At 71.6% G+C, this 23877-nt stretch carries 25 protein-coding genes and 1 riboswitch; of the genes, 14 read left to right on the forward strand and 11 right to left on the reverse strand.

Features of this window, described 5'->3' with window-relative positions:
• Nucleotides 1-183: 183 nt before the first annotated feature.
• The 4 genes from ABEB03_RS08145 (at nucleotide 184) to ABEB03_RS08160 (ending at nucleotide 3944) form a co-directional block, all read left to right on the forward strand.
• A complete protein-coding gene (locus tag ABEB03_RS08145; RefSeq protein WP_345643542.1) occupies nucleotides 184-1353 on the forward strand; it encodes an ArsA family ATPase in 1170 nt (389 codons plus the stop codon).
• Between the two features lie 101 nt (nucleotides 1354-1454).
• Nucleotides 1455-1925, forward strand: coding sequence for a DUF5304 domain-containing protein (locus ABEB03_RS08150; protein WP_345643545.1), 471 nt, complete (start codon nucleotides 1455-1457; stop codon nucleotides 1923-1925).
• Nucleotides 1926-1979: 54 nt separating this feature from the next.
• On the forward strand, nucleotides 1980-2933 hold the full coding sequence (locus ABEB03_RS08155; protein WP_345643548.1) for an ROK family glucokinase: 954 nt from the start codon (nucleotides 1980-1982) through the stop codon (nucleotides 2931-2933).
• Between the two features lie 258 nt (nucleotides 2934-3191).
• Nucleotides 3192-3944, forward strand: a complete 753-nt coding sequence (locus ABEB03_RS08160; RefSeq protein WP_345643551.1) for an endonuclease/exonuclease/phosphatase family protein — start codon at nucleotides 3192-3194, stop codon at nucleotides 3942-3944.
• Between the two features lie 7 nt (nucleotides 3945-3951).
• Here ABEB03_RS08160 and ABEB03_RS08165 read toward each other — a convergent pair whose 3' ends face one another.
• Both ABEB03_RS08165 and ABEB03_RS08170 read right to left on the reverse strand, forming a co-directional pair.
• Nucleotides 3952-4638, reverse strand: a complete 687-nt coding sequence (locus ABEB03_RS08165) for a hypothetical protein (protein ID WP_345643554.1) — start codon at nucleotides 4636-4638, stop codon at nucleotides 3952-3954.
• Complete coding sequence (locus ABEB03_RS08170; protein WP_345643557.1) at nucleotides 4631-5440, reverse strand: alpha/beta hydrolase; 810 nt, start codon at nucleotides 5438-5440, stop codon at nucleotides 4631-4633. Before ABEB03_RS08170 ends, ABEB03_RS08165 begins: the two co-directional genes overlap by 8 nt.
• A 180-nt stretch (nucleotides 5441-5620) precedes the next feature.
• On the opposite strand from ABEB03_RS08170, the gene ABEB03_RS08175 reads away from it, so the two are divergent.
• From ABEB03_RS08175 to ABEB03_RS08195, 5 genes are all read left to right on the forward strand, one after another.
• Nucleotides 5621-6400 carry a lysophospholipid acyltransferase family protein gene (locus tag ABEB03_RS08175; RefSeq protein WP_345643560.1) on the forward strand — a complete coding sequence of 260 codons (780 nt, stop codon included), beginning with the start codon at nucleotides 5621-5623 and terminating at the stop codon, nucleotides 6398-6400.
• Between the two features lie 42 nt (nucleotides 6401-6442).
• Nucleotides 6443-7666: a MacS family sensor histidine kinase gene (gene macS, locus ABEB03_RS08180; protein WP_345643563.1), complete on the forward strand. Its 1224-nt coding sequence runs from the start codon at nucleotides 6443-6445 to the stop codon at nucleotides 7664-7666.
• A gap of 168 nt (nucleotides 7667-7834) precedes the next feature.
• Nucleotides 7835-8482, forward strand: a complete 648-nt coding sequence (locus ABEB03_RS08185) for a response regulator (protein WP_425589205.1) — start codon at nucleotides 7835-7837, stop codon at nucleotides 8480-8482.
• Between the two features lie 143 nt (nucleotides 8483-8625).
• Nucleotides 8626-9654, forward strand: a complete 1029-nt coding sequence (locus tag ABEB03_RS08190) for a 6-phosphofructokinase (protein WP_095933743.1) — start codon at nucleotides 8626-8628, stop codon at nucleotides 9652-9654.
• A gap of 63 nt (nucleotides 9655-9717) precedes the next feature.
• Nucleotides 9718-10713, forward strand: coding sequence for a 2-hydroxyacid dehydrogenase (locus ABEB03_RS08195; RefSeq protein ID WP_345643572.1), 996 nt, complete (start codon nucleotides 9718-9720; stop codon nucleotides 10711-10713).
• Here ABEB03_RS08195 and ABEB03_RS08200 read toward each other — a convergent pair.
• Nucleotides 10665-12578 (reverse strand): anthranilate synthase family protein, encoded by a 1914-nt coding sequence (locus tag ABEB03_RS08200; protein WP_345643575.1) that lies wholly within the window; start codon nucleotides 12576-12578, stop codon nucleotides 10665-10667. The genes ABEB03_RS08195 and ABEB03_RS08200 overlap by 49 nt on opposite strands.
• 119 nt (nucleotides 12579-12697) lie before the next feature.
• Nucleotides 12698-12754, reverse strand: coding sequence for a trp operon leader peptide (locus ABEB03_RS45305; protein WP_076973970.1), 57 nt, complete (start codon nucleotides 12752-12754; stop codon nucleotides 12698-12700).
• A gap of 83 nt (nucleotides 12755-12837) precedes the next feature.
• Here ABEB03_RS45305 and ABEB03_RS08205 point away from each other — a divergent pair, with 83 nt between their 5' ends.
• From ABEB03_RS08205 to ABEB03_RS08215, 3 genes are all read left to right on the forward strand, one after another.
• On the forward strand, nucleotides 12838-14103 hold the full coding sequence (locus tag ABEB03_RS08205; protein ID WP_345643578.1) for a glycoside hydrolase domain-containing protein: 1266 nt from the start codon (nucleotides 12838-12840) through the stop codon (nucleotides 14101-14103).
• A gap of 153 nt (nucleotides 14104-14256) precedes the next feature.
• Nucleotides 14257-15609, forward strand: coding sequence for a class II 3-deoxy-7-phosphoheptulonate synthase (locus tag ABEB03_RS08210; RefSeq protein ID WP_345643581.1), 1353 nt, complete (start codon nucleotides 14257-14259; stop codon nucleotides 15607-15609).
• Nucleotides 15610-15795: 186 nt separating this feature from the next.
• A complete protein-coding gene (locus tag ABEB03_RS08215; protein WP_345643584.1) occupies nucleotides 15796-16113 on the forward strand; it encodes a (2Fe-2S)-binding protein in 318 nt (105 codons plus the stop codon).
• Between the two features lie 16 nt (nucleotides 16114-16129).
• Here the strand turns inward: ABEB03_RS08215 and bfr are convergent, their stop codons facing one another.
• The gene (gene bfr, locus ABEB03_RS08220; protein WP_345643587.1) at nucleotides 16130-16609 is read right to left on the reverse strand and encodes a bacterioferritin; all 480 of its coding nucleotides are present in this window, start codon (nucleotides 16607-16609) and stop codon (nucleotides 16130-16132) included.
• Between the two features lie 154 nt (nucleotides 16610-16763).
• On the opposite strand from bfr, the gene ABEB03_RS08225 reads away from it, so the two are divergent.
• Entirely contained in the window at nucleotides 16764-17396 is a 633-nt protein-coding gene (locus ABEB03_RS08225) for a sulfite oxidase-like oxidoreductase (RefSeq protein WP_095933736.1), read from the forward strand.
• Nucleotides 17397-17433: 37 nt separating this feature from the next.
• Here the strand turns inward: ABEB03_RS08225 and ABEB03_RS08230 are convergent, their stop codons facing one another.
• The 6 genes from ABEB03_RS08230 to thiO all read right to left on the reverse strand — a co-directional run bounded on the left by ABEB03_RS08230 (nucleotide 17434) and on the right by thiO (nucleotide 23292).
• Nucleotides 17434-17994 (reverse strand): DUF4396 domain-containing protein, encoded by a 561-nt coding sequence (locus ABEB03_RS08230; protein WP_345643597.1) that lies wholly within the window; start codon nucleotides 17992-17994, stop codon nucleotides 17434-17436.
• Nucleotides 17995-18069: 75 nt separating this feature from the next.
• On the reverse strand, nucleotides 18070-18939 hold the full coding sequence (locus ABEB03_RS08235; RefSeq protein ID WP_345643600.1) for a deoxyribonuclease IV: 870 nt from the start codon (nucleotides 18937-18939) through the stop codon (nucleotides 18070-18072).
• 94 nt (nucleotides 18940-19033) lie between these two features.
• Nucleotides 19034-20977 (reverse strand): Stk1 family PASTA domain-containing Ser/Thr kinase, encoded by a 1944-nt coding sequence (pknB, locus tag ABEB03_RS08240; RefSeq protein ID WP_345643603.1) that lies wholly within the window; start codon nucleotides 20975-20977, stop codon nucleotides 19034-19036.
• Nucleotides 20978-21136: 159 nt separating this feature from the next.
• Nucleotides 21137-21931 (reverse strand): thiazole synthase, encoded by a 795-nt coding sequence (locus tag ABEB03_RS08245; protein WP_095933732.1) that lies wholly within the window; start codon nucleotides 21929-21931, stop codon nucleotides 21137-21139.
• Between the two features lie 3 nt (nucleotides 21932-21934).
• Nucleotides 21935-22135, reverse strand: coding sequence for a sulfur carrier protein ThiS (thiS, locus tag ABEB03_RS08250; RefSeq protein WP_345643608.1), 201 nt, complete (start codon nucleotides 22133-22135; stop codon nucleotides 21935-21937).
• Nucleotides 22132-23292: a glycine oxidase ThiO gene (gene thiO, locus ABEB03_RS08255; protein WP_345643611.1), complete on the reverse strand. Its 1161-nt coding sequence runs from the start codon at nucleotides 23290-23292 to the stop codon at nucleotides 22132-22134. The genes thiS and thiO overlap by 4 nt, the downstream gene beginning before the upstream one ends.
• A riboswitch (TPP riboswitch) is annotated at nucleotides 23290-23402 on the reverse strand. Its footprint overlaps the gene before it by 3 nt.
• 52 nt (nucleotides 23403-23454) lie before the next feature.
• On the opposite strand from thiO, the gene ABEB03_RS08260 reads away from it, so the two are divergent.
• The gene (locus tag ABEB03_RS08260) at nucleotides 23455-23859 is read left to right on the forward strand and encodes a hypothetical protein (protein WP_345643615.1); all 405 of its coding nucleotides are present in this window, start codon (nucleotides 23455-23457) and stop codon (nucleotides 23857-23859) included.
• Nucleotides 23860-23877 lie beyond the last annotated feature (18 nt).

The following is a 23877-nucleotide window of genomic DNA, read 5'->3' on the forward strand; positions in this document are numbered from 1 at the left end:
GACTCCGGCGGTCTCTCCCAGGAGGGTGCCGTCCGCGGTGGCGCGGGGACCGAGTCCGGTGACTCCGGTGGTCTCCGTCAGGATCGCGACGCACGCCGTGGCCCGGGGACCGAGTCCCGTGACCCGGGCAACCGGGGGAGCGCGGTCCGTCCCGCCGGTGCGGCGCAGGTACCGTTCACCCTCATGCGCACCATCCTGATCACCGGCCAGGGCGGCACCGGCCGTACCACCGTCGCCGCGGCCACCGCGCTGCGGGCAGCCCACCGGGGCACCCGTACCTTGGTGCTCACCGCCGACCGCACCGACACCCTGGGTGCGGTCCTCGGCGTCCCGACGGGCCCGACCCCCGTGGAGGCCGCGCCGAACCTCACCGCCTGGCGCCCCGACGCCGCCGCGCGTTTCCGCGAGGACCTCACCGCCTTCCAGCAGCGGGCCACCGCCGCCCTCGATCTGCTCGGCGCCTCCCGCCTGGACGCGGAGGAAGTCACCCCGCTGCCCGGCGCCGAGGAACTCGCCGTGCTGCGCGCCCTGCGCGACGCCGCACTCTCGGAGGCCTACGAGCTCCTGGTCGTGGACCTCCCGCCGGCCCCGCAGACCCTCGCCCTCCTCGGCCTCCCCGAGGAACTCCGCCGCTATCTGCGCCGACTGCTCCCGCCGGAGCGCCAGGCCGCCCGCGCCCTGCGCCCCGTCCTCGGCCGGCTCGCGGGTGTCCCGATGCCCGCGGAGTGGCTGTACGAGACGGCCGCACGCTGGGACGTCGAGCTGGCCGCGGTGCAGGCGGTCGTCGAGGACAGGGCCACGACCGTACGACTGGTCGCGCAGCCCGGCCCGGCCGGCACCGACGCCGTCCGGACCGCCTCCACCGCGCTCGCCCTGCGCGGACTGTCCGTCGACGCCCTGGTCGCGAACCGTGTCCTGCCCACCGCCACGGACGACCCCTGGCTCGCCGCCCTCGCGGCCCAGCAGCACAAGGCACTGGACGAGTGGCGCGAGACGTACGACCTGCACGAGGTCCCGCACCTGGGGCGGGACCCCCGGGGCGGCGGCGACCTCACCGAACTCCCGGTGCCCCACGTCAACGCGGCGCCCACCCCGGTCGAGTGGCCCGTCACCGACCGGCTCGCCGACGACGGCGTGCTCGTGTGGCACATTCCGCTGCCCGGCGCGATACGCGACGAACTGGACCTCGTCCGGCGCGGCGACGAACTCGTCGTCACAGTCGGGCAGTTCCGCAGGATCGTCGCCCTTCCGTCGGCCCTGCGCCGCTGCACCGTGGACGGCGCGGCGCTGCGCGAGGGCGAGCTGCGGATCCGCTTCGCGCCGGACCCCGCGCTGTGGCCGCGCGGCAAGTGAGGCACCGTCCGTGGCCCGGCCGATCCGTGCCCCGGACACGGTGAACCGTGTACCCCCGTTCGGGTAACGTCGAAGGCACGAAACGTAGGCAGGAGTCCGCCATGAGCGAAGAGCGCCCCACAACCGACGCCGCTCAGGAGGAGACGGCCGAAGAGGTGCGCGCGGCCGACGCCGACGCCTGGGCGCAGGCGTGCGCCGAGGACCTCGCGGCGGAGAAGGCCCGCCGCCGCGCCCAGTACGGCACGCCCCCCGGCTCGGCCGCCGAGGAACTGCGCAAGCTCGTCGACGCCGTCGCCGACAAGCTGTCCGGACTGCAGTCGCCGCTGTTCGGCGCGGTCGCCTCCGGCACCGCCCAACAGATGGTCAACCAGGTCGTGCAGCAGGCCAAGGCCGCCGTCGAGCCCGTCCTGGAGCGGAACCCGGACGTGTTCGACCACCTCGCGGCCGCGGGTTCCGAGCTGCTCGCCGCCTACCGCTCGGCCGTCGAGGCCCAGGAGCGGCGCTGGACCACCCGGGACGCCGGACCTCGCGACGAGGGCACGGGTCCGGGGGAGCGGATTGACTTGGACTGAAGGCCCCTCGGGTACGGTTGGCCGTAGCGGGGCTCGACCGAAACTGAGGGATTCATGGGACTCACCATCGGCGTCGATATCGGCGGCACGAAGATCGCGGCCGGTGTGGTCGACGAGGAAGGCAACATCCTCTCGACCCACAAGGTGCCGACCCCCAGCACGCCGCAGGCCATCGTGGACGCGATCGCCTCGGCCGTTGAGGGCGCGCGCGCCGGTCACGACATCGTGGGCGTCGGCATCGGTGCCGCCGGATATGTGAACCGCCAGCGCTCGACGGTCTACTTCGCGCCGAACATCGACTGGCGGCAGGAGCCGCTCAAGGCCGAGGTCGAGGCCCGCGTGGGCCTGCCGGTCGTCGTCGAGAACGACGCGAACGCGGCCGCGTGGGGCGAGTACAGGTTCGGCGCCGGCAAGGGTCACCGCAACGTCATCTGCATCACCCTGGGCACGGGCCTCGGTGGCGGCATCATCATCGGCAACAAGCTGCGCCGCGGGCACTTCGGGGTGGCCGCCGAGTTCGGCCACATCCGCATGGTGCCCGACGGTCTGCTGTGCGGCTGCGGCTCGCAGGGCTGCTGGGAGCAGTACGCCTCCGGACGCGCCCTCGTCCGGTACGCCAAGCAGCGGGCCAACGCGACCCCCGAGCACGCGGAGATCCTCCTCGCCCTGGGCAACGGCACGCCCGACGGCATCGAGGGCAAGCACATCTCGGTGGCCGCGCGCCAGGGCGACCCGGTGGCGGTGGACTCCTACCGTGAGCTGGCCCGCTGGGCCGGTGCCGGCCTCGCCGACCTGGCCTCGCTCTTCGACCCGTCCGCGTTCATCGTTGGCGGCGGCCTCTCGGACGAGGGCGAGCTGGTCCTCGACCCGATCCGCAAGTCGTACAAGCGCTGGCTCGTCGGCGGCAACTGGCGCCCCGTGGCCGACGTCATCGCCGCGCAGCTGGGCAACAAGGCCGGCCTCGTCGGTGCCGCGGACCTGGCCCGGGAGCCCGACCCGATCATGTGACACCCGCACCGCCTGTATACGTCTCCGCCCGCCGCGCCCTCCGGGGACGGCGGGCGGTGCCATGCCCGCCCCGTTCCCCGACCGGGTCGCCGAAGCGGACGTCCAGTCCAGCTCTCCGACCATGACGCCGCCCCGGCGCGCACCGTCGTTCCCCGACCGGACCGCCGACCGAGCGGCGCCCCTTGCTGCCCGACCCGGTTCACCGCCCCGGCGCGCACTCCCGCTCCCGGTGGGCCGTGGCGGCGTATCTTGATCCGCATGGCGACGACCCCGCTGCCCAACTCCCGTACCGAGCCCGACGGTTCCGCCGTCATCCGGGTGCTCAGCTACAACATCCGCTCGATGCGCGACGACACCGACGCGCTCGCGCGGGTGATCAGCGCCTGCGAACCCGACCTCGTCCTGGTCCAGGAGGCGCCGCGCTTCTTCCGCTGGCGCAAGAAGCTGGCACGGCTCGCGGCGGCGTCCGGGCAGGTGATCCTCTCGGGCGGCGCCACCGCCGCCGGCCCCGCACTGCTCTGCTCCCTGCGGGGGACGGTGGAACGCACCGAGGACGTCCTGCTCCCGCTCACCCCCGGCCTGCACCGGCGCGGCTTCGCCACCGCCGTGGTGCGCTTCGGAAATGCCCGCCTCGGCGTCCTGAGCTGCCACCTCTCGCTCCAGAAGGACGAGCGGTACGAGCAGGGCGGCATGCTCCTCGAACGTCTCGCCGGCCTCGGCACCCCCTATGCCGTCGCGGGCGGAGACCTCAACGAACGCCCCGGCGGACCCACCTTCACACGCCTGGCCGGCACGCTCCAGGACGGGTGGACGACCCGCCCCTGGGGCGCCGAGCACACCTCCACCCCCACCGACCCGCACCAGCGGATCGACGCGGTCTTCGCCACGCCCGGTGTCGAGATCCTGGGCTGCGGGGTGCCGCTCGGCCTGCCGGGCGTGACGGAGGAAGACCTGAGGGCGGCCACGGACCATCTGCCCGTACTGGCCGCCCTCAAGGTGCCCGCGTCCTGAGACGCGCTCAGACCACCGCGCCGCGGCCGGGGTCGTCCTCGTCCTCGTCGTCGGTCTTCATCCGCATCACCAGGGTGGTGAAACCGCCCAGGAAGCCGCCTATGCCGATGGTCGCGAGCCACCAGGTCATGTCCCAGCCGAGGAGCACCGCCAGCAGCAGGAGCACCGGGCCGCCGAGCACGGCGAGCCAGGCGAACTTGGCGGTCGCGTCCGCCGCCGGCAGCGGGGGCGGCTCGGGCGGCACGAAGTGGCCCTCGTCGTCCTCGTCGAAGTCGTCGTCGGAGGGCTCGGACGCGCGGTAGTCCCGCGGGCCGCCCACACCGGGAGCGAACGCGACCGAGCTGCCCAGCGGCTTCGCCGGGGACGGATCGTCCGCGGACGGCCTGTCCGAGGACCCGGTCCCGGTGGCGCTCTTCTCGCTGTCGTTCTTCTCGTCGTCGTCCGGTCCGTCGTTCGTCTCCGGGTCGAGGAGCGCGAGGTCCTCGACCGACTTGAACGGCTTCGCGCCCGGCGGGTCCGGCGGCTCCTCCCCGTACCCCTCGACGATCGCCTGCCACGCGGCGTCCTCGTCGAAGGGCACGCTCTGCTCCTCCGGCGACCCGCCGAGGGAGTCACCGGACGACCCGCCGAGGGGCTCCCCGACCGGGATGCCCTTCTCCTCGGAGTCGCCGCGGTCCGCGTCGTACTCAGCCACCGGTGGCCGTCCCTTCCTGCTGACCCAGCTGGCCCGTGCCGGGCTCCTTGCCGACAGCGGGCGCGAGCCGGGCGATGAAGGCGTAGCTCTCCTCGAAGATCCGGTCCGCGTCATGGTCCAACGTCGCGACGTGGTAGCTCTGTTCCAGCAGGATCTCCGTGACGTCCGTGGACGACACCCTGCTCAGGACACGGGCCGAGTCCGCGGGCGGCACGACATGGTCCTGCGGGCTGTGCAGCAGCAGCAACGGCTGGGTGACCTGGGGCAGCTCACCGTCGACCTGCCGGTAGAAATTCCGCATGGAGTGCGCGGCGTGCAGGGGCACCCGGTCGTAGCCGATCTCCTGGGCACCCTCCTTGGCGATGTCGCTCGTGATCCCCTTCACGGTGGGCACGAGGTGGCGCAGGACCGGGAGGGCGTGCGCGGCGAGGCCGTGCACCTTGTTCGCCGGGTTGACGACCACGACGCCGGTGACGTCGTCCCCGTGCTTGGCGGCCAGCCGCAGGGCCAGGGTGCCGCCCATCGACAGACCGAGGACGAAGACCTGGTCGCACCGGTCCTTCAGGGCGCGCAGCTCGCGGTCGACCTCCGCGTACCAGTCCTGCCAGCCCGTGAGCTGCATGTCCTCCCAACGTGTGCCGTGCCCCGGCAGCAGCGGCAGTGCGACGGTCAGGCCGCGCTCGGCGAGAAACTCCGCCCAGGGCCGCAGCGACTGCGGGGACCCGGTGAAACCGTGGCAGAGGAGGACGCCGACCTCTCCGCCCTCACGGCGGAACGGCTCGGCTCCAGGAAGGACCGGCACCTTCGGTCTCCTGTTCATCAGGCGGGCGGAACGGAACGAACGAAACCCCCCGAGGCTTCGAGGCGTACTTCACCGTACGCGACCGCACTGACACCGACCAGGGTCGTCGGACCCTTTGACGGCGCTCCGGGTTAAGGTCTGACCGACGACACAGGAGGCACTCGGTTGATCTACGGCGCAATGAAGTTTTCCATCGGAGGGCCGCTGAAGCTCGCCTTCAGACCCTGGGTGGAAGGCCTCGAGAACATCCCCGCCGAGGGCCCCGCGATTCTGGCGAGCAATCACCTGTCGTTCTCGGACTCGTTCTTCCTGCCCGCGATGCTGGACCGCAAGGTGACCTTCATCGCGAAGGCCGAGTACTTCACGACGCCCGGCCTCAAGGGCCGGATGACGGCCGCATTCTTCAAGGGTGTCGGGCAGCTCCCCGTCGACCGCTCGGGCGCGCGCGGCGCGGGCGAGGCGGCGATCAAGAGCGGCATCGAGGTCGTCGAGCGCGGTGAGCTGTTCGGCATCTATCCGGAGGGCACGCGCTCCCCGGACGGCCGTCTCTACCGCGGCAAGCCCGGCGGCCTCGCGCGCGTGGCGCTCGCCACCGGCGCCCCCGTCATCCCGGTGGCGATGATCGACACGGAGAAGATCCAGCCGCCGGGGAAGGTGATGCCCAAGCTGATGCGCCCGGGCATCCGCATCGGCAAGGCGCTCGACTTCAGCCGGTACGCCGGCATGGAGCACGACCGTTTCGTGCTCCGCGCGGTGACCGACGAGGTCATGTACGAAATCATGAAGCTCTCCGGCCAGGAGTACGTCGACATGTACGCGACGGCCGCCAAGCGGCAGATCGCGGAGGCGGCGAAGGCCGAGAAGGAGGCGGAGAAGGCGGCGAAGGCGGCGCTCGCGCAGGCCGCGAAGCAGGCCGCCGGCGAATCCGGCCACGGGGACAAGGAACGTTCCGGCTCCTAGCTGCGTCCGTGAGGACGTCGGGGAGCGGTGGGGTGGGGGGACATGGCCAGGCGCGAGAGAGTCATGAGGATGTCGGTCGAGCTGCCGCTGTGGCGCGCGCTCACCGCCTACCGCGTCCTGACCATGTTCTACGCGGTCGGGCTCTTCGCCACCGCGTACGACGAGTTCACCCGCCCCTGGGTGGCCATCGTGTTCTACGCGGTGCTGTGCGGGTGGACCCTGGCGACCCTGCCCAGGGTGGCGAACGCGGCCAACTGCACCAAGCGGTTCCTGGCCGCCGACCTCACCGTCGCGCTCGTGGGCATCCTGCTCACCCGGGTCGCCGACGCCTCGTCGCGGATCGAGGACGGCGGCCCGACGCTGCCCTCCATATGGACGGCCGGTTCCGTCCTCGCCTTCGCGGTCAAGGGCGGCTGGCGATGGGCGGCCTTCGCCTCGACCCTGGTCGCCGCGGTCAACGTCGTCGAGCGGGGCGCCCCGACCCGCGACACCGTGCACAACGTGATCCTCGTCTGGGTCGCCTCCATTGCCATCGGATACGTCGTCGAGGTCGCCCGCGCCTCCGAGCGCACCCTCGCCCGCGCCCTGGAGATCGAGGCCGCCACCCGTGAACGGGAGCGCCTGGCCCGCGACATCCACGACGGTGTGCTCCAGGTCCTCGCCATGGTGCAGCGGCGCGGATCCGCGCTCGGCGGCGAGGCGGCGGAGCTGGGCCGGATGGCCGGTGAGCAGGAGGTGGCGCTGCGCACGCTGGTCTCGGGCGGCCTGGTGCCCGTCTCCCGGGTGTCCGAGGACGCCGCGCTCGGCGCGGTCGTACGGGCCGTCGACGAACCGGACGCCGGCGAGGAGGCGGCCGGCCCGGCCGACCTGCGGGCCCTGCTCGCCCCGTACGCCACCGCGCGCGTGACCCTCTCCGAGCCCGGCGCGCCCGTACGGCTGGCACCGGGGGCCGCCGGGGAACTGGCCGCCGCCGTCGGTGCCGCCCTCGACAATGTCCGCAAGCACGTCGGTCCCGACGCCCGTGCCTGGATCCTCGTCGAGGACGAACCGGACGAGGTGATCGTGACCGTGCGGGACGACGGTCCCGGCATTCCCGAGGGCCGGCTCGCGCAGGCGGAGGGCGAGGGGCGGCTCGGGGTCGCCCTGTCGATCCGCGGGCGGCTGCGCGACCTGGGCGGCACGGCCGAGCTGATCTCGGTCCCGGGCCAGGGCACCGAGGTCGAGCTGAAGGTGCCCAAGGCGTCCGCGGCGAAGGCGGAGCAGTGACCCGCGCGAGGACGGAGCCGTGAACCGGAGGAAGGCGGAGCGGTGATCCGGGGGGAAGGCGCAATGAAGGGGCAATGAAGAGGCAATGGTGACGATGAACACGGTGGGGCGGCGATGACGGCGAAGACGGAGGCGGCGGACGTGCGGGGGAACGACCCGATCAAGGTCATGGTGGTCGACGACCACCCCATGTGGCGTGACGCCGTCGCCCGCGACCTCACCGAGTCGGGCTTCGACGTGGTCGCCACCGCGGGCGACGGCGAGCAGGCCGTGCGCCGTGCCCGGGCCGCCGCGCCCGACGTCCTCGTGCTCGACCTGAACCTGCCCGCCAAGCCGGGCGTCCAGGTCTGCAAGGAACTGGTCGGCGCCAACCCCGCCCTGCGTGTCCTGGTCCTGTCGGCCAGCGGTGAGCACGCCGACGTCCTGGAGGCGGTGAAGTCCGGCGCCACCGGTTATCTGCTCAAGTCGGCGTCCACGGAGGAGCTGATCGACGCGGTGCGCCGTACGGCCGTCGGTGACCCGGTGTTCACACCGGGCCTCGCCGGCCTCGTCCTCGGCGAGTACCGCAGGCTCGCCTCCGAACCGGTCTCCGCCGCGGGCGACGACGAACCGAAGGCCCCGCAGCTCACCGACCGCGAGACCGAGGTGCTCCGGCTCGTCGCCAAGGGCCTGAGCTACAAGCAGATAGCGGAGCGTCTCGTCATCTCCCACCGCACGGTGCAGAACCACGTGCAGAACACCCTGGGCAAGCTCCAGTTGCACAACCGGGTGGAGCTGGTGCGGTACGCCATCGAACGCGGTCTTGACGAGGCGTAAACCTGGTGCATCCCACCTTCGGGTGAAGGTCGTAGATCAACACCCGCACAATTCACCGGAATTGACCTTCCGCACCATGCCGAAGTGACCTGCATCACCCTTAGCGTGAGTCCATCAGGCAACCGCTGCGAAGGGACTTTTCCATGCGGGTCGGAGTACTGACCGGAGGCGGCGACTGCCCCGGGCTCAACGCCGTCATCCGGGGCATCGTCCGCAAGGGCGTGCAGGAGTACGGCTACGACTTCGTCGGCTTCCGGGACGGCTGGCGAGGTCCGCTCGAAGGCGACACCGTCCGTCTCGACATCCCCGCCGTGCGCGGCATCCTGCCGCGCGGCGGCACCATCCTCGGCTCCTCGCGGACCAACCCCCTCAAGCAGGAGGACGGTATCCGCCGGATCAAGGAGAACCTCGCCAAGCAGGAGGTCGAGGCGCTCATCGCGATCGGCGGCGAGGACACCCTGGGCGTGGCGGCACGCCTCACCGACGAGTACGGCGTGCCCGTCGTCGGCGTACCGAAGACCATCGACAACGACCTCTCCGCCACCGACTACACCTTCGGCTTCGACACCGCGGTCGGCATCGCGACCGAGGCCATCGACCGCCTGCACACCACCGCCGAGTCGCACATGCGCGTGCTCGTCGTCGAGGTCATGGGCCGTCACGCGGGCTGGATCGCCATCCACTCCGGTCTGGCGGGCGGCGCCAACGCCATCCTCATCCCGGAACAGCGCTTCGACGTCGAGCAGGTCTGCCAGTGGGTGACCTCGCGCTTCAAGGCGTCGTACGCCCCGATCGTCGTGATCGCCGAGGGCGCCATGCCCAAGGACGGCGAGATGGTCCTCAAGGACGGCTCGCTCGACTCCTTCGGCCATGTCCGCCTCTCCGGTGTCGGCGAGTGGCTGGCCAAGGAGATCGAGAGGCGCACCGGCAAGGAGGCCCGCACCACCGTGCTCGGGCACGTCCAGCGTGGCGGCACCCCGAGCGCCTTCGACCGCTGGCTCGCCACCCGCTTCGGCCTGCACGCCATCGAGGCCGTCCGGGACGGCGACTTCGGCAAGATGGTCGCCCTGCGCGGCACGGACATCGTCCGCGTCCCGATCGCGGAGGCCACGGCCAAGCTGAAGACGGTCGACCCGAAGCTGTACGAGGAAGTCGGCGTCTTCTTCGGCTGACCCGGCACCCTGGGGTTATGGGCCGTATATTCGGCCCATAACCCTCCAGAGCGGGAGATGCCGGTGGAGATCGTTGCGTTCGGTGTGCAGTCCGACGAGAGACCGCTCATCGAGAAGGCCTTCGAGGGGCACCACGAAGTCCGCTGCCTCGACGTCTTCCTCACCGAGGACACCGCTCCCATCGCGGCCGGCTACGAGGCAGTCTCCAGCAGCGTCAACTGCGGTCTGGGGCACCGCGTCCTGCAGACGCTCGCGGCCGGCGGCACCCAGCTGATCGCCCAGCGCTCCACCGGGTTCAACAACGTCGACCTCGAGGTCGCCGAACGCCTGGGCATGACGGTCGCCCGGGTCTCGTCCTACTCGCCCCACTCGGTCGCCGAGTTCGCCTGGACCCTCGCCATGGCCGTCAACCGCCGTGTCGTGCGCGCCGCGACCCGCACCCGCGACTTCGACTTCCGGCTCGACGGCCTGATGGGCCGTGACATGCACGGCCGCACCGCCGGCGTGGTCGGCACCGGCAAGATCGGTGAGGCCTTCGCCAGGATCGCGCACGGCTTCGGCATGAACCTGCTCGGCTGGGACATCGCCGAGAACCCGGCCTGCGTCGAACTCGGCATGAAGTACGTCCCCAAGGAGCGCCTCCTCGCCGAGTCCGACCTCATCACCCTGCACGTGCCGCTGACGCCGCAGACCCATCACCTCGTCGACGCCGCCGCCCTGCGCGCCATGAAGGACGACGCGATCCTGATCAACTCCAGCCGCGGCGGACTCGTCGACTCCCGGGCCCTCGTCACCGAACTGCGCGAGGGCCGCTTCACGGGCGTCGGCCTCGACGTGTACGAGGAGGAGGCCGGGCTCTTCTTCCTCGACAAGTCCCTGGAGCCCGTCGAGGACGACACCCTGGCCCGCCTCGTCACCTTCCCGAACGTCCTGGTCACCTCCCACCAGGCGTACTACACCGAGGACGCCCTCGGCCAGATCATCGACACCACGCTCCGCAACGTCCTCGACTACGCCGAGGGCCGCCGCTCGGAGAACGTGCTGGTGCCCCGCAGCTGACCGATCAGCTCCCGCACCACGGCCGTACCGTTCAGCGTCAGCACCGACTCCGGGTGGAACTGCACGCCCGCGAACCCCGGACCGCGCATCGCGTGCACCTCGCCGCCGTCGCCGCGGCTCACCTCGACGCCGTGCGCGGCGAGCTCCGCGAGAGCCTCGTCGTCGCAGCGCGCCACGAAGCTGTTGTAGAAGCCGACCGTCTCCGTCCGCCCGAAGAGGTCGATCGCCGTCTGCGCCCCCTGGTACGGCACCTCCTTGCGGACGATCTCCAGGCCCAGCTCGGCCGCGATCAGCTCATGGCCCAGGCAGACGCCCAGCACCCCGTGCCGGTGCCCCCGGATCACCTCGGCGGTGAGGCCGCGCAGGAAGCGCATCTTCGGGTCCCGGACGTCGCCCGGATCGCCCGGACCGGGGCCCAGCACGAGGGGGCCCTCGTGCGCGAGGACCGCGTCGCGCAGACCCGGCTCGTCGTAGCGCCGCACCGTCACGTCGAGCCCCGACGAGCGGAGCAGATGGGCGAGCATCGCCGTGAAGGTGTCCTCGCCGTCCACGACGAGCGCGTGCCCGTCGAGACCGTCGCCGCGCTCCTGCATCCGCAGCCAGAACGGCGCGAGCGAGGACCGCCGGCCGTCGAGCGCGGCCCGCACCCGCGGGTCGTCCGCCAGCCGCGGCCCGGCGTGCTGGGTGCGCGGCCGCGCCGGTCCGACCCCCAGCGCCGCCAGCACCCCCGCCGCTTTCGCATGTGTCTCGGCGACCTCGCTGACCGGATCCGACCCCCGTACGAGGGTGGCGCCCACCGGGACGCGGAGCCGTCCGTCCGCGTCGATGTCGGCGGTCCGGATGAGGATGGGGGAGTCGAGGGTCTGCGCTCCGCCGGAGTCCCGCCCGACGAGGGCCAGCGCCCCCGCGTAGTAGCCGCGCCCGCCGACCTCGTGCCGCTCGATGACCCGGCAGGCGTTCTGCACCGGCGACCCCGTGACGGTCGCCGCGAACATGGTCTCGCGCAGCACGTCCCGGACATCCAGCGAGGACCGGCCCCGCAACTCGTACTCGGTGTGCGCGAGATGGGCCATCTCCTTGAGCCGCGGGCCGATCACCACCCCGCCCATGTCGCCGACCGTGCACATCATCTTGAGCTCCTCGTCGACGACCATCGACAGCTCCTCGATCTCCTTGCCGTCGGCCAGGAAGGCGAGCAGGTCCTGTGGTGTCGGGCCCTCGGCCGGATAGCGGTACGTCCCGCTGATCGGGTTCATCACGACGGTCCCGCCCGACATCCGGACATGCACCTCGGGGCTCGCCCCGACCAGCGTGCGCCCACCCGTCGCACGCCCCGCGGGCCCTTCCTGCGCCCCGGTGTGCACCACGTACGTCCAGTACGCGCCGCGCTCACCCACCAGCAGCCGTCGGAAGAGGGCGAGGGCGTCGGCCCTCCCGAACCCCGGGATCCGTCCCTCGTACGTCCGCCGGATCACGAAGTTCGCGCCCTCGCCCCGCCCGATCTCCTCGTCGAGCACCCGTCCGACGATGCCGGCGTACTCCTCGTCCCCGACGTCGAAGCCGCCGCCCTCGACACGCACGTCGTGCGACGGCAGCTGCTCCAGGACCCGGTCCAGCGGGAGTTCGTGCCGCTCCTGGGGGACGAGCACGGTGAGCGGGGTGCCGTCGTCGCGGACGTCGAAGCCGCGCTCCCGGATCTGGCGGAAGGGGACCAGTGCGAGCGCCTCGCCGGGGATGTCGGCGAGCAGCTCCACCTCGCGCACCTCGCCCAGCAGGAGCTCCACCATGTCGTGGTCGTGGCCGGGTGTCCGGCGGCGCAGCAGGGCGAACGGTCGGGGATCGTCCAGCAGGTCGAGCAGGTTCATCGGTGGGTTCCTTCTCGTGAGCGGAGCTCGCTCGGCGAGCTCACCTGGAGAGGAACGACCCCGGGAAACACCGAAGGCCGCCCCTCGGGCGGCCTTCGCGAAGTCTTGCGTACGCGCAGTCAGTGGGCCGCCGGATGAGCGGTCCACCACCAGTTCTGGATCGAGTGCGCGAACATGCGCCGAACCCTACCCGACGCCGAGGGTCGGGCAACAGCGTGAACCGTCCCCGCGCGGCGTTCGGACAGCCCGGCCAGCGGCCATGGATGGCGAGGAAACCCCGACCCGACCGGAGGAGAGAGCCATCCACGCCGCCCGTTCACCCCAGTCCCGCAGAAGGAGCGCCCGCGCTCTCACTCTGGTCGCCGCCGCCGCGGCCCTGGCCGCCGGACCGCACGGCGCCGCGCGCTCGGCCCCGCTGCCGACCGACTCCGACGACATCACCCGGGTCTCCTACCGGGGCCACGAGTTCACCGTCCCCGCCTCCTGGCAGGTCGTGGACCTGGAGAAACATCCTGATACCTGCGTCCGGTTCGACCGGCACGCGGTGTATCTCGGCACACCGGGCAGCCGGCAGGACTGCCCGGCCCAGGCCAGAGGGCGCACCGAAGCCCTCCTGATCCAGCCGGCGGCCGCGCCCGTCACGGGCAGCGCCGTCACCGAGAACCGCGTGGCGCGCACCTACCGGGCGACCGCCGACCGGATCGCGGTGACCGCCGCCTACGGCTACGACCGCACCCGCATCCAGGACGTCCTGCGCAGCGCGGGCCTGCCCGTCGCCGCCGCCCAGGACGAGCAGCCGTCCGGGACGCCCGCCGTGGCCCCGCTGCCCGACGACGCGACCTCCTTCCGGGGCGAGGGCTTCGACGCCTGCACCGCGCCCGGCCAGGAGGCCATGGACGCCTGGCGGGAGCACTCCGACTACGGCGCCATCGGCATCTACATCGGCGGCATCAACCGGGCCTGCTCGCAGACGAACCTGACCGCCGCATGGGTGCGGACGCAGTACACCAAGGGCTGGCGGTTCTTCCCGCTGTACGTGGGCCGCCAGCCCTCCTCCGACGGCGGCAGCTGCCAGGGCGACTGCGCGGCCATCACCAGCCCGGTGACGCAGGGCACCGCGGCCGCCGACGACGCGGCCCGGCAGGCCGCCGCGCTCGGCTTCGGCAAGGGCTCGGTGATCTACAGCGACCTGGAGAACTACGAGCCCGGCGGCACCGTCACCGACCAGGTCCTCGGCTACGTCGACGCGTACACCGAGCGGCTGCACGAGCTCGGCTACCGGGCCGGCGCGTACGGCAACACCTCGTCCCTGGTGGCCGACCTCGCGAAGAACCGCAAGGACGTCACGCTGCCCGACGTGATCCACTTCGCCCGCTGGAACAACCAGGCGACCACCGCCGACCCGGCGGTCCCCGCCGACCTGTGGGACAAGCACCAGCGCATCCACCAGTACGCCGGCGACACGACCGAGACTCACGGCGGCGTGAAGATCTCCATCGACCGCGACCGGCTCGACGTGGACTGACCGGGACGGGCCGACGACCCCGGTGAGCAGCGGTTCGGGGCGGCCGGGCGACCCTGTCGCGCCGGCCGCCCGAGGCGTCCCGATCGAGCGTGCGCCGTCTCACTTGATGAGCACGTGAATGGACGCCCGACACGACCCCGTAATGTTGGGAGGGTGACCGTGAACGCTAAGTCCAGCGCGAGCGCTGGCAACACCTGGCGAAACCTGCCCGCGGCGCAGCAGCCCGAGTACCCCGATGCCGAGGCTCTGCGCGATGTGATCGCGGACCTCGAGTCGTATCCGCCGCTCGTCTTCGCGGGCGAGTGCGACCAGCTGCGCGCCCGGATGGGAGCCGTCGCCAAGGGCGAGGCGTTCCTCCTTCAGGGCGGCGACTGCGCCGAGGCCTTCGACGCCGTGTCCGCCGACCACATCCGTAGCAAGCTCAAGACCCTGCTCCAGATGGGCGCCGTGCTGACGTACGCCGCCTCGGTGCCGGTGGTGAAGGTCGGCCGGATCGCCGGCCAGTACTCCAAGCCGCGCTCCAAGGGCACCGAGACCCGCGACGGCGTGACCCTGCCGACCTACCGGGGCGACTCGGTCAACGGCTTCGACTTCAACGAGAAGGCCCGCGTCCCGGACCCCGAGCGCCTGAAGCGGATGTACAACGCGTCCGCCTCCACGCTCAACCTGGTGCGCGCCTTCACCACCGGCGGTTACGCCGACCTGCGCCAGGTGCACGCCTGGAACCAGGACTTCGTGAAGTCGTCCCCCTCGGGCCAGCGCTACGAGCAGCTGGCGCGCGAGATCGACAACGCGCTGAACTTCATGCGGGCCTGCGGCACCGACCCGGAGGAGTTCAAGACCGTCGAGTTCTTCTCCTCGCACGAGGCGCTGCTCCTCGACTACGAATCGGCGCTGACCAGGGTCGACTCGCGTACGGGACAGCTGTACGACGTCTCGGGCCACATGGTGTGGATCGGTGAGCGCACCCGGCAGCTGGACGGCGCGCACATCGAGTTCGCCTCGAAGATCCGCAACCCGATCGGCATCAAGCTGGGCCCGACGACGACGGCCGAGGACGCGCTGCAGTACATCGAGCGCCTCGACCCGGAGCGTGAGCCGGGCCGTCTCACCTTCATCGTGCGGATGGGCGCGGACAAGGTCCGCGACAAGCTGCCCGAGCTGGTCGAGAAGGTCACCGCGTCCGGTGCGACGGTGGCCTGGGTGACCGACCCGATGCACGGCAACACCTTCGAGGCGGCCTCGGGCCACAAGACCCGCCGCTTCGACGACGTGCTCGACGAGGTCAAGGGCTTCTTCGAGGTCCACAAGGCCCTCGGCACGCACCCGGGCGGCATCCATGTCGAGCTCACCGGTGACGACGTCACCGAGTGCGTGGGCGGCGGCGACGAGATCTTCGTCGACGACCTGCACCAGCGCTACGAGACGGCCTGCGACCCCCGCCTGAACCGCAGCCAGTCCCTCGACCTGGCCTTCCTCGTCGCCGAGATGTACCGCGACCAGTAACGGACCGCCGGCAGGTCCGGCTGTTACCAGCAGGTGAAGTGGGGCGTGGATCACATACGATCCGCGCCCCACCGCACTTTTGCGGCCCCGGGGAGCCGGGTAAGGTTAGGTTAGCCTCACCGATCAATCGGGAATCCGCTCCATCGGTACGGCACGACCCTGAAACCCCGACGGGAGGTGGACCGCGTGTTCGTCTGCAGCTGCTTCGGTGTCACCGAGGCGCAGGTGAAGAAGCACGCGGAAGAGGGTGCCTGCACCCCCCGCCAGATAGCGTCGGCGTGCAAGGCGGGCACGGACTGCGGTTCGTGCGTCCGCCGCATCCAGGCCCTGCTGGGCCGTGGCGCGTGCCCGCGCCGTGAGCTCGCGGACGAGGGCAGGCCGGTCCTGTCGGACCTCGTGGACGCCCCGGTGCCCGCGCCCGTGGCGATGCCCGCGACGGCGATGCCCGCCACGGCGGCTCTGACCGTGGCGGCGCTGACTGCGGCGGCGGCCGAGGCCGCCTGACGCGTCTGTCGCCGGATCAGCTCTCCGGCTGCTCGATCAACTGCGCGATGTACAGCGCCTCGCCGAGCTTCTCGACCAGTTCGAGCTGGGTGTCCAGGTAGTCGATGTGGTGCTCCTCGTCCGCGAGGATCGACTCGAAGATGTTCGCCGACGTGATGTCGCCCTTCGTGCGCATCACCTCGATCCCGCGCTTGAGGCGGTCGATCGCCTCGACCTCCACCTGCCGGTCCGCCTGGAACATCTCGGTGAGGGTCTGTCCCACCCGGACGTGGAACAGTCGCTGGTAGTTCGGCAGGCCCTCCAGGAAGAGGATCCGGTCGGTGAGCACCTCGGCGTGCTTCATCTCGTCGAACGACTCGTGCCGCGTGTACTTGGCGAGCTTCGTCCAGCCGAAGTTCTCCTGCATCTTCGCGTGCAGGAAGTACTGGTTGATCGCGGTGAGCTCGCCGGTCAGCTGCTCGTTGAGGAATTCGATGACCTCGGGGTCGCCCTGCATCGCAGAGGCTCCTTCCAAGCGGGGACTGGGCAGGTTGCGCCGCATCCTCGCACCGGCGCAGTGAACCGTCCAGTAAGTGCACGCTTAGTAGGAGTTGCCCGATTCGGGATGGGGCTGGTCATGTGCACTGTCCCGGGTCTGTCAGGATGGAGGCATGGGTCAGCCGGTGGAGAGAGAATCTGGAGAAGCGGCACAGTCGGAGCTTCCGCCGGGGCAGCGACTTCAGCGCGGCTGGCCGGTCACGCACTACGGGCCCGTACCCAAGTTCCGTCCCGAGCGCTGGGAGTTCAGGGTCTTCGGCGCGACCGCCGACGGGGAGAAGCACTGCTGGACCCACGAGGAGTTCACGGCCCTGCCGTACGCCTCGGTCGTGGCCGATCTGCACTGCGTCACGAAGTTCAGCATGCTCGGGGCCGAATGGGGCGGCATCCCCGCCCGGACGATCCTGGACATCGCCCCGCCCGCACCGTCCGTCACTCACGTGATGGTCTGGGCCGAGTACGGCTTCAGCTCGAACCTCCGCCTGTCGGACTTCGCGTCCGACCGCACGATCTTCGCCACGCACAAGGACGGTGAGCTGCTGACGGCGGAGCACGGCTTCCCGCTCCGCCTCGTCGTCCCGCACCTGTACGCGTGGAAGGGGCCCAAGTGGGTCCGCGGCGTGGAGTACATGACCGCCGACCGCCGTGGCTTCTGGGAGGAGCGCGGCTACCACAACATCGGCGACCCCTGGCGGGAGCAGCGCTACTCCTACCAGGAGGAGCCCGGGGACGGCCCCGAGCTCTGACTCCCGTGACGGCGGCCGGCCGTCGGCCGGCCGCCCCTCAGTGGTGGTACCGGTGGACCACCGCGTGCCCCTTGCCGCGGCCGATCGTCCACTTGTTGACGGGTGTGGTGACCACGAAGGCGATCACCAGCGAGATGGCCAGCGAGATCCAGAACAGGACGTCGGCGAGGCCCGCGTCCATGGCGTCCGGCCACAGCACGATCACGCCGTTGTCGATCAGCTCCATCACGGCGATGGACAGGGTGTCGGCCGCCAGCGCCACCCGGAAGGCGGTCCGGAAGTCGACGCCCGCCCGCAGGACGCCGCGCAGCGTGAGCGAGTAGCCGAAGAAGAACGCGAGCACGATCGCCAGGACCATCGTCGGCACATTGCCCCAGCCGAGCGCCGTGCCGATCACCATGCCGAGGATCTCGCCGATGGCGCACCCGGTGAGGCAGTGCAGGGTGGCCTGCGCGGCCATGGACCAGCTCGCCCCGCCGTGGTGGCCGCCGTGGCTCTCGTGCCCCGGATGTTCTTCGTGTCCCTCGTGCCCGTGGTGGTCGTGCTGGTCCTGCTGGGCCCCGTGGTGCTCGTGCCGTGTGTGCGTGTTGTGCTCCATGCGTGCCCCCATGCTGGATGACGGTCCCTGTGCGCAATAGGAACCGTATACCCCCAGGGGGTATTCCTCAACGGGTCATGAATCCCGGAGTTTCTTCAGCCGCTCCACGTCCGCCGCATGCCCTTCCCTGCCGCCGGGCGTCTCGATGATCAGAGGTACGCCTGCGGTGGCGGGGTGGGTCATCAGGGCGCGGAACGGGTCTTCGCCGATGTGCCCGGAGCCGATGTTCTCGTGGCGGTCCTTGTGCGCGCCGACCACGTCCTTGGAGTCGTTGGCGTGGATCAGCTTCAGTCGTCCCTCGCCGACCGTGTCGACCAGCAGGTCGAGCGTCTGGTGCATGCCGCTCGGCCCGGTCAGGTCGTGGCCCGCCGCGAAGATATGACAGGTGTCGAGACACACGCCCAGCCTGGGGTGGGCGTCGAGCGCCTCGAAGTACGGCCCGAAGTCCCAGGTGCGGGAGCAGAGCGAGGCGCCCTGCCCGGCCGTCGACTCCAGGAGGAGGAACGGGTCGTCGTCGTGGGTCAGCTCGTCCAGCAGGGGCAGCATGTGCTCACGGACCTGCGCGAGGGCGACGGAACGCTCCCTGCCGCCCGTGGCGCTGCCGGTGTGCACCACCACGCCGAGAGCGCCTATCTCCCGGGCCCGGCGCAGCGAGTGCCGCAGGGACTCCACCGACTTCTCCACCGTCGCCTTGGTGTGCGAACCGAAGTTGATCAGATACGGGGCGTGGACGTACGCGGGGATCGACTCGGCGGCGCACGCGGCGCGGAAGGCCTCGTCCTGCCCGGGATTTCCGGCGGGCGTGGCCCAGCCGCGCGGGTTGGCGACGAAGACCTGCACGGTCTCGGCCGCGAGGTCGCGTGCGTAGGACAGGCCGACGGAGTGGAGGCCGCCGGCCACCGGGACATGGCCGCCGACGGGGTTGCGGAGCTGCTTGCTGGTCACACCCTTCAGGGTGTCATGGGCTGTGAACGGCTCCGTCGGCGGATCTCGACCGGGTCGCGGGCGCCGGCCCGCGGCAGAGCCGCGGGCCTCGCGCTCAGCGGATCTCGATGGTGATCGTCGACCCCTTGGGCGCGGTCTCCCCGCCCTCCACCGACTGGCTCTTGACCTTGTCGCCGAAGAGCCCGAGCAGCCCGCGGTCCTCGTCGACCTCGAACCCGGCGCCTTCGAGCTTCTGATGGGCGTCGTCGACGCTGTCGCCCACCACGTCCGGGACCTCGACCATCTCGGGGCCCTTGGAGATCGTCAGCGTCACCGTGTCGCCCGCGGCGGCCTCGCGGCCCGCGGCCGGCGACTGCTCGGCGACCTGGCCCTTGTCGAACTCCGAGGTGACGCGCTTGGTGGCGATCTTCACCTTCAGACCGGAGTCCTCCAGCTCGGAGGTGGCGTCCTCGACGGACGAGCCCGTGACCTCGGGCACCTCCACCGGGCTGCCCTTGCTGACGGTGATCGCGATGGCCGAACCCGCGTGCCGCTCGGTGCCCGCCTGCGGGTCCGTACGGATCACGAAGCCCTTGGCGACGTCCTCGCTGAACTCGCGGTTGACCATGCCGGCGGCGAGACCCTTGTCCTTCAGCACGTCCTTCGCCTTGAACAGGGCGAAGCCCTTCAGGTCGGGCACCTTCACGGTCTCGGGCCCGTCGGAGACGGTCAGCGTCACGGAGTCGTTCGCGCGGATCCGGGCGCCGACGGCCGGGTCGGTGCCGATGACGCTGCCGCGCTTCACGGTGTCGCTGAACGCGTGCTTGACCGACTTCACGTCGAGCCCGGCCTTGTCCAGCTGAGCCCTGGCGTCCTGCTCGCTCTTGGAGAGGACCGGCGGGACCTTGGTGAACTGGCCCGAGTTGATGTACCAGATGCCGGTGCCGAGGCCCAGCACCAGCACGACGGCGGCGACGATCGCGAGCATCCCGCGCCGGGGCCGGGCAGGTCCGCGCCGGGGCGGCGGCGGCTCGGAGGCGAACTGGGTGGTCCGCTCGAACCGGCTGGTGTGCGAGACCGCGCCGTCCGTGTCGGGTTCGTTCACCGGCAGCGGCCGGGGCACGGACAGCGAGCGCGGGATCACGCTCGTACGGTCCTCGGCGATGTCGCGGCCCACCGCGAGGGCGCCCGGCGGCACGGCGTCGAGCTGATCGGCGGTGAGCCCCGCCCGCGCCTCGAGGACCTGGCCGAGCAGCGTCACCGCGTCGTGCGGGCGCACCTCGGGGTTGCGGGCGGTCGCCGTGGCGACCAGGTCGTCCAGCGCGTACGCCATGCCGGGGACCAGGCCCGACGGGGGCGGCACGTCCGCATGCAGGTGCTGGTAGAGCACCTGGGCGGGCGAGTCCCCGGAGTGCGGCTTGGCGCCGGTGAGCATCTCGTACAGGACGACGCCGCAGGCGTAGACGTCGACGCGGGTGTCGGCCGTGCCGTGCTCGATCTGCTCGGGAGCGAGGTACGACACGGTGCCGAGGACCGTGCCCGTCGTGTTCGTCACCGTGTCCACGGCCCGGACCAGACCGAAGTCCGCCACCTTGACCCGGCCGTCGTCCCCTATGAGGACGTTCTCCGGCTTCATGTCGCGGTGCACGAATCCGGCCCGGTGCGCGGCGCCGAGCGCGGCGAGCACGGGCTCCAGGATGTCCAGCGCCGCCCGCGGCTGGAGCGCGCCCCGGTCGCGCAGCACGTCGCGCAGGGTGCAGCCGGCGACGTACTCCATCGCCAGGTAGACGTACGACCCGTCCGCCCCCTGGTCGAAGACCTGCACCACATTGGGGTGCGCGAGCCGTGCCACCGACTTGGCCTCACGGATGAACCGTTCGACGAACGAGGCGTCGGCGGCCAGCGTCGGGTGCATCACCTTGAGCGCGAGCACGCGGTCGAGGCGGGTGTCCAGGGCCCGGTAGACCGTGGCCATCCCGCCGACCGCGATCCGCGCCTCGACGCGGTAGCGGCCGTCGAGCACCTGCCCGACAAGCGGGTCGTGAAGGGTCGTATCCACGCAGGTGAGTGTACGAGCCGCCACTGTCACGACGACCCGTTCGGCCGATACCGGGGCGGGACTGCAGCCGAGCTGTGACGCGCGACGCACGCACGCGCGCACCGCTCTCGTACAGACGTCCGGTACGGGGTGGGGGTATCCCCGCGCGGGGCGGTTCCGTCAGAAGGCCGGACGCTCGGGATCCAGTCGTGCCATGCCCTCCGTGGGGGACGACGCCTCGGCGAAGTGACGGCGCGGGATGCGGCCGGCACGGAAGGCGAGGCGTCCCGCCTCCACCGCGTGCCGCATCCCCTCCGCCATCAGTACCGGCTCCTGCGCCCGCGTCACGGCCGAGGCGAGCATCACACCCGCGCACCCCAGCTCCATGGCGAGCGCCGCGTCGGATGCGGTCCCGGCGCCCGCGTCCAGGATGACCGGCACGCGCGCGTGCTCGGTGATCAACTGGAAGTTGTGCGGGTTGCGGATGCCGAGCCCGGAGCCGATCGGCGAGCCGAGCGGCATGATCGCGGCGCAGCCGACGTCCTCCAGCTTCCGCGCGAGCACGGGATCGTCGTTCGTGTACGGGAGCACGGTGAATCCGTCGTCGACCAGGGTCTCGGCGGCGTCCAGCAGCTCGATCGGGTCGGGCAGCAGCGTGCGCTCGTCGGCGATGACCTCCAGCTTGACCAGGTCGGTGCCGAGCGCCTCGCGCGCGAGGCGGGCGGTCAGCACGGCCTCGCCCGCGGTGAAGCAGCCCGCCGTGTTCGGCAGCACGCGAATGCCGAGGCGGTCGAGCACGGACAGGACGGAGCCGTGCACGGACGCGTCCACACGCCGCATCGCGACCGTCGTCAGCTCCGTTCCGGACGCCACGAGCGAGCGTTCCAGGACGTCGAGGCTGGGCGCCCCGCCCGTCCCCATGATCAGCCGGGACGAGAAGGACGTACCACCGAGGACCAGGGGATCGTCGGCCATGGGTCAGCCTCCCTGGACGGCGGTGAGGACTTCGACGCGGTCTCCCTCGGCCAGCGGCGTGACCGGCCACTGCGTGCGCGGGACGACCGTCTCGTTGAGCGCGGCCGCCACGCCGGAGGGGGCGGCGGTGAGCGTGGCGACGAGCGCGTCGAGAGCGGTCCCCGCGGCGATGTGCCGCCGCTCGCCGTTGACGAAGATGTTCATGCGGGCTGCTCCGTGAGGGCGGCGGCGAAGCGCCGCGGGGTGAAGGGGCGGGCCTCGTCGGGAAGTTCGCCCGTGGTCAGGACGTGCGCCATGGCGTCACCGGTGACCGGGGTGAGCAGCACGCCGTTGCGGTAGTGGCCGGTGGCCAGCAGGAGGCCGTCCAGGCCGGTCGGGCCGATCAGCGGCGCGTTGTCCGGCGAGCCGGGGCGCAGCCCGGCGCGCGTCTCGGTGAGCGGCAGCTCGGTGATACCGGGCACCAGCTCGTGAGCGTCACGCAGCAGCTCGTACACACCGCCCGCGGTCACCGTGGTGTCCCAGCCCAGCTCCTCGCTGGTCGCGCCCACGACGAGCTCGCCGCTCTCCCTGGGCACCAGATAGACCTGGCTGCCCCGGACGACCGCCCGGACCGTGCGGCTCAGGAACGGCGCGTACCGCTTCGGCACCGTCAGCCGCAACACCTGCCCCTTCACGGGGCGCACGGGCGGCAGCACCTCGTCGGGTACGCCCGCCAGACGCCCGCTCAGGCTCCCCGCGGCGAGCACCACCTGGCCCGCGGACAGTTCGGTGCCGTCGGTGGTCACGGCTCCCACGGCCCTGCCGCCCTCGACCCGCAGGCGCTCCGCCCACGTGCGGTGGAACACCACGCCGGCCCGCTCACTGGCCGCGACCAGGGCGCCGGCGAGCCGACGGGGGTCGATCTGGTGGTCGCCGTCGACCCGCAGGCCGCCGCGCACGCCGGGCGCGAGCATCGGCTCCAGACGGCGGCACTCACGGCCGCTCAGCCACTCCGACTCCAGCCCCGACCGGCGTTGCAGGGCGTGCAGTTCACGCAGATGGGCGCGGTCGTCGGCGTCCAGGGCGACGGCCAGCGTGCCGCACCGGCGGTACCCCACGTCCTGGCCGGTCGCCTCGGTGAGTTCGGCGGCGAAGTCCGGATAACGGCGCGCCGAGGCCAGGTTCAGGCCCAGCAGGGTCTGCTCGCCGTAGTGCAGTTCGGTGACGGCGGCGAGCATGCCGGCCGCGACCTGGGCGGCCCCGCCGCCGGGCTCGGGGTCCACGATCGCGGTGGCCAGCCCGCGTTGCGCGGCCCGCCAGGCCGTGACCAGGCCGATGATCCCGCCCCCGATGACGAGGACGTCGGGCGTTCGTGACGACATGGGCGTCCAGCCCCTCCCTTCGCCGGCATGACCCGGATCAGGTTCGTACGGTCGGAGGCCGCCCAGCCTCCCTCTCAGCCCGGTGCGTCCGGGCTCCCGCGAGTGCTTTACGTTGGCCACCCTAGCCCGCCGTCCCATGTCTCAGTAAGGGAGCCTCCGCCCATGGCCCGATCGCTCGACGGTGTCGTCCTCGCCCCTGTCGCCGACCAGGAGCCGGGGCAGGTGGGCACCCGCACCCGGTTCGTCTACCACGAGAGGAACGGGGAGATCTGGGCCGAGTACGCGGGCGGCGATGTGGTACGCGGCCACCTCGTGGGTACCCGTGAGGGTGACCGTCTCGACTTCCGGTACGTGCAGCTGGGACGTGCCGGCCGCACCTCGTCGGGCCACTGCGTCTCGCGCGTGGTGGAGCTGTCCGACGGGCGGCTGCGCCTGGAGGAGACCTGGGAGTGGGAGTCGCAGGCGGGCAGCGGGACGAGCACGGTGGAGGAGGTCGCCCGGGTGGAGCATTCGCCGGCGGCGGACGAGCAGGTGTGGAACAGCTCACTGAGCACGTCCGCTGACTGACGGATTGTCAGGTGTCTA

This window comes from Streptomyces siamensis, assembly GCF_039543605.1.
Taxonomy (GTDB): domain Bacteria; phylum Actinomycetota; class Actinomycetes; order Streptomycetales; family Streptomycetaceae; genus Streptomyces; species Streptomyces siamensis.

What these genes read in the sequence shown, in the direction of transcription:
- ABEB03_RS08260 (WP_345643615.1), top strand. Translation starts at nt 23,455, where the DNA reads ATGGCCCGATCGCTCGACGGTGTCGTCCTCGCCCCTGTCGCCGACCAG.
- ABEB03_RS08205 (WP_345643578.1), top strand. Translation starts at nt 12,838, where the DNA reads ATGGATGGCGAGGAAACCCCGACCCGACCGGAGGAGAGAGCCATCCAC.
- ABEB03_RS08175 (WP_345643560.1), top strand. Translation starts at nt 5,621, where the DNA reads ATGAAGTTTTCCATCGGAGGGCCGCTGAAGCTCGCCTTCAGACCCTGG.
- ABEB03_RS08225 (WP_095933736.1), top strand. Translation starts at nt 16,764, where the DNA reads ATGGGTCAGCCGGTGGAGAGAGAATCTGGAGAAGCGGCACAGTCGGAG.
- thiS (WP_345643608.1), bottom strand. Translation starts at nt 22,135, where the DNA reads ATGAACATCTTCGTCAACGGCGAGCGGCGGCACATCGCCGCGGGGACC.
- bfr (WP_345643587.1), bottom strand. Translation starts at nt 16,609, where the DNA reads ATGCAGGGCGACCCCGAGGTCATCGAATTCCTCAACGAGCAGCTGACC.
- ABEB03_RS08185 (WP_425589205.1), top strand. Translation starts at nt 7,835, where the DNA reads ATGGTGGTCGACGACCACCCCATGTGGCGTGACGCCGTCGCCCGCGAC.
- ABEB03_RS08150 (WP_345643545.1), top strand. Translation starts at nt 1,455, where the DNA reads ATGAGCGAAGAGCGCCCCACAACCGACGCCGCTCAGGAGGAGACGGCC.
- macS (WP_345643563.1), top strand. Translation starts at nt 6,443, where the DNA reads ATGGCCAGGCGCGAGAGAGTCATGAGGATGTCGGTCGAGCTGCCGCTG.
- ABEB03_RS08230 (WP_345643597.1), bottom strand. Translation starts at nt 17,994, where the DNA reads ATGGAGCACAACACGCACACACGGCACGAGCACCACGGGGCCCAGCAG.
- ABEB03_RS08145 (WP_345643542.1), top strand. Translation starts at nt 184, where the DNA reads ATGCGCACCATCCTGATCACCGGCCAGGGCGGCACCGGCCGTACCACC.
- thiO (WP_345643611.1), bottom strand. Translation starts at nt 23,292, where the DNA reads ATGTCGTCACGAACGCCCGACGTCCTCGTCATCGGGGGCGGGATCATC.
- ABEB03_RS08155 (WP_345643548.1), top strand. Translation starts at nt 1,980, where the DNA reads ATGGGACTCACCATCGGCGTCGATATCGGCGGCACGAAGATCGCGGCC.
- ABEB03_RS08200 (WP_345643575.1), bottom strand. Translation starts at nt 12,578, where the DNA reads ATGAACCTGCTCGACCTGCTGGACGATCCCCGACCGTTCGCCCTGCTG.
- ABEB03_RS08160 (WP_345643551.1), top strand. Translation starts at nt 3,192, where the DNA reads ATGGCGACGACCCCGCTGCCCAACTCCCGTACCGAGCCCGACGGTTCC.
- ABEB03_RS08245 (WP_095933732.1), bottom strand. Translation starts at nt 21,931, where the DNA reads ATGGCCGACGATCCCCTGGTCCTCGGTGGTACGTCCTTCTCGTCCCGG.
- ABEB03_RS08190 (WP_095933743.1), top strand. Translation starts at nt 8,626, where the DNA reads ATGCGGGTCGGAGTACTGACCGGAGGCGGCGACTGCCCCGGGCTCAAC.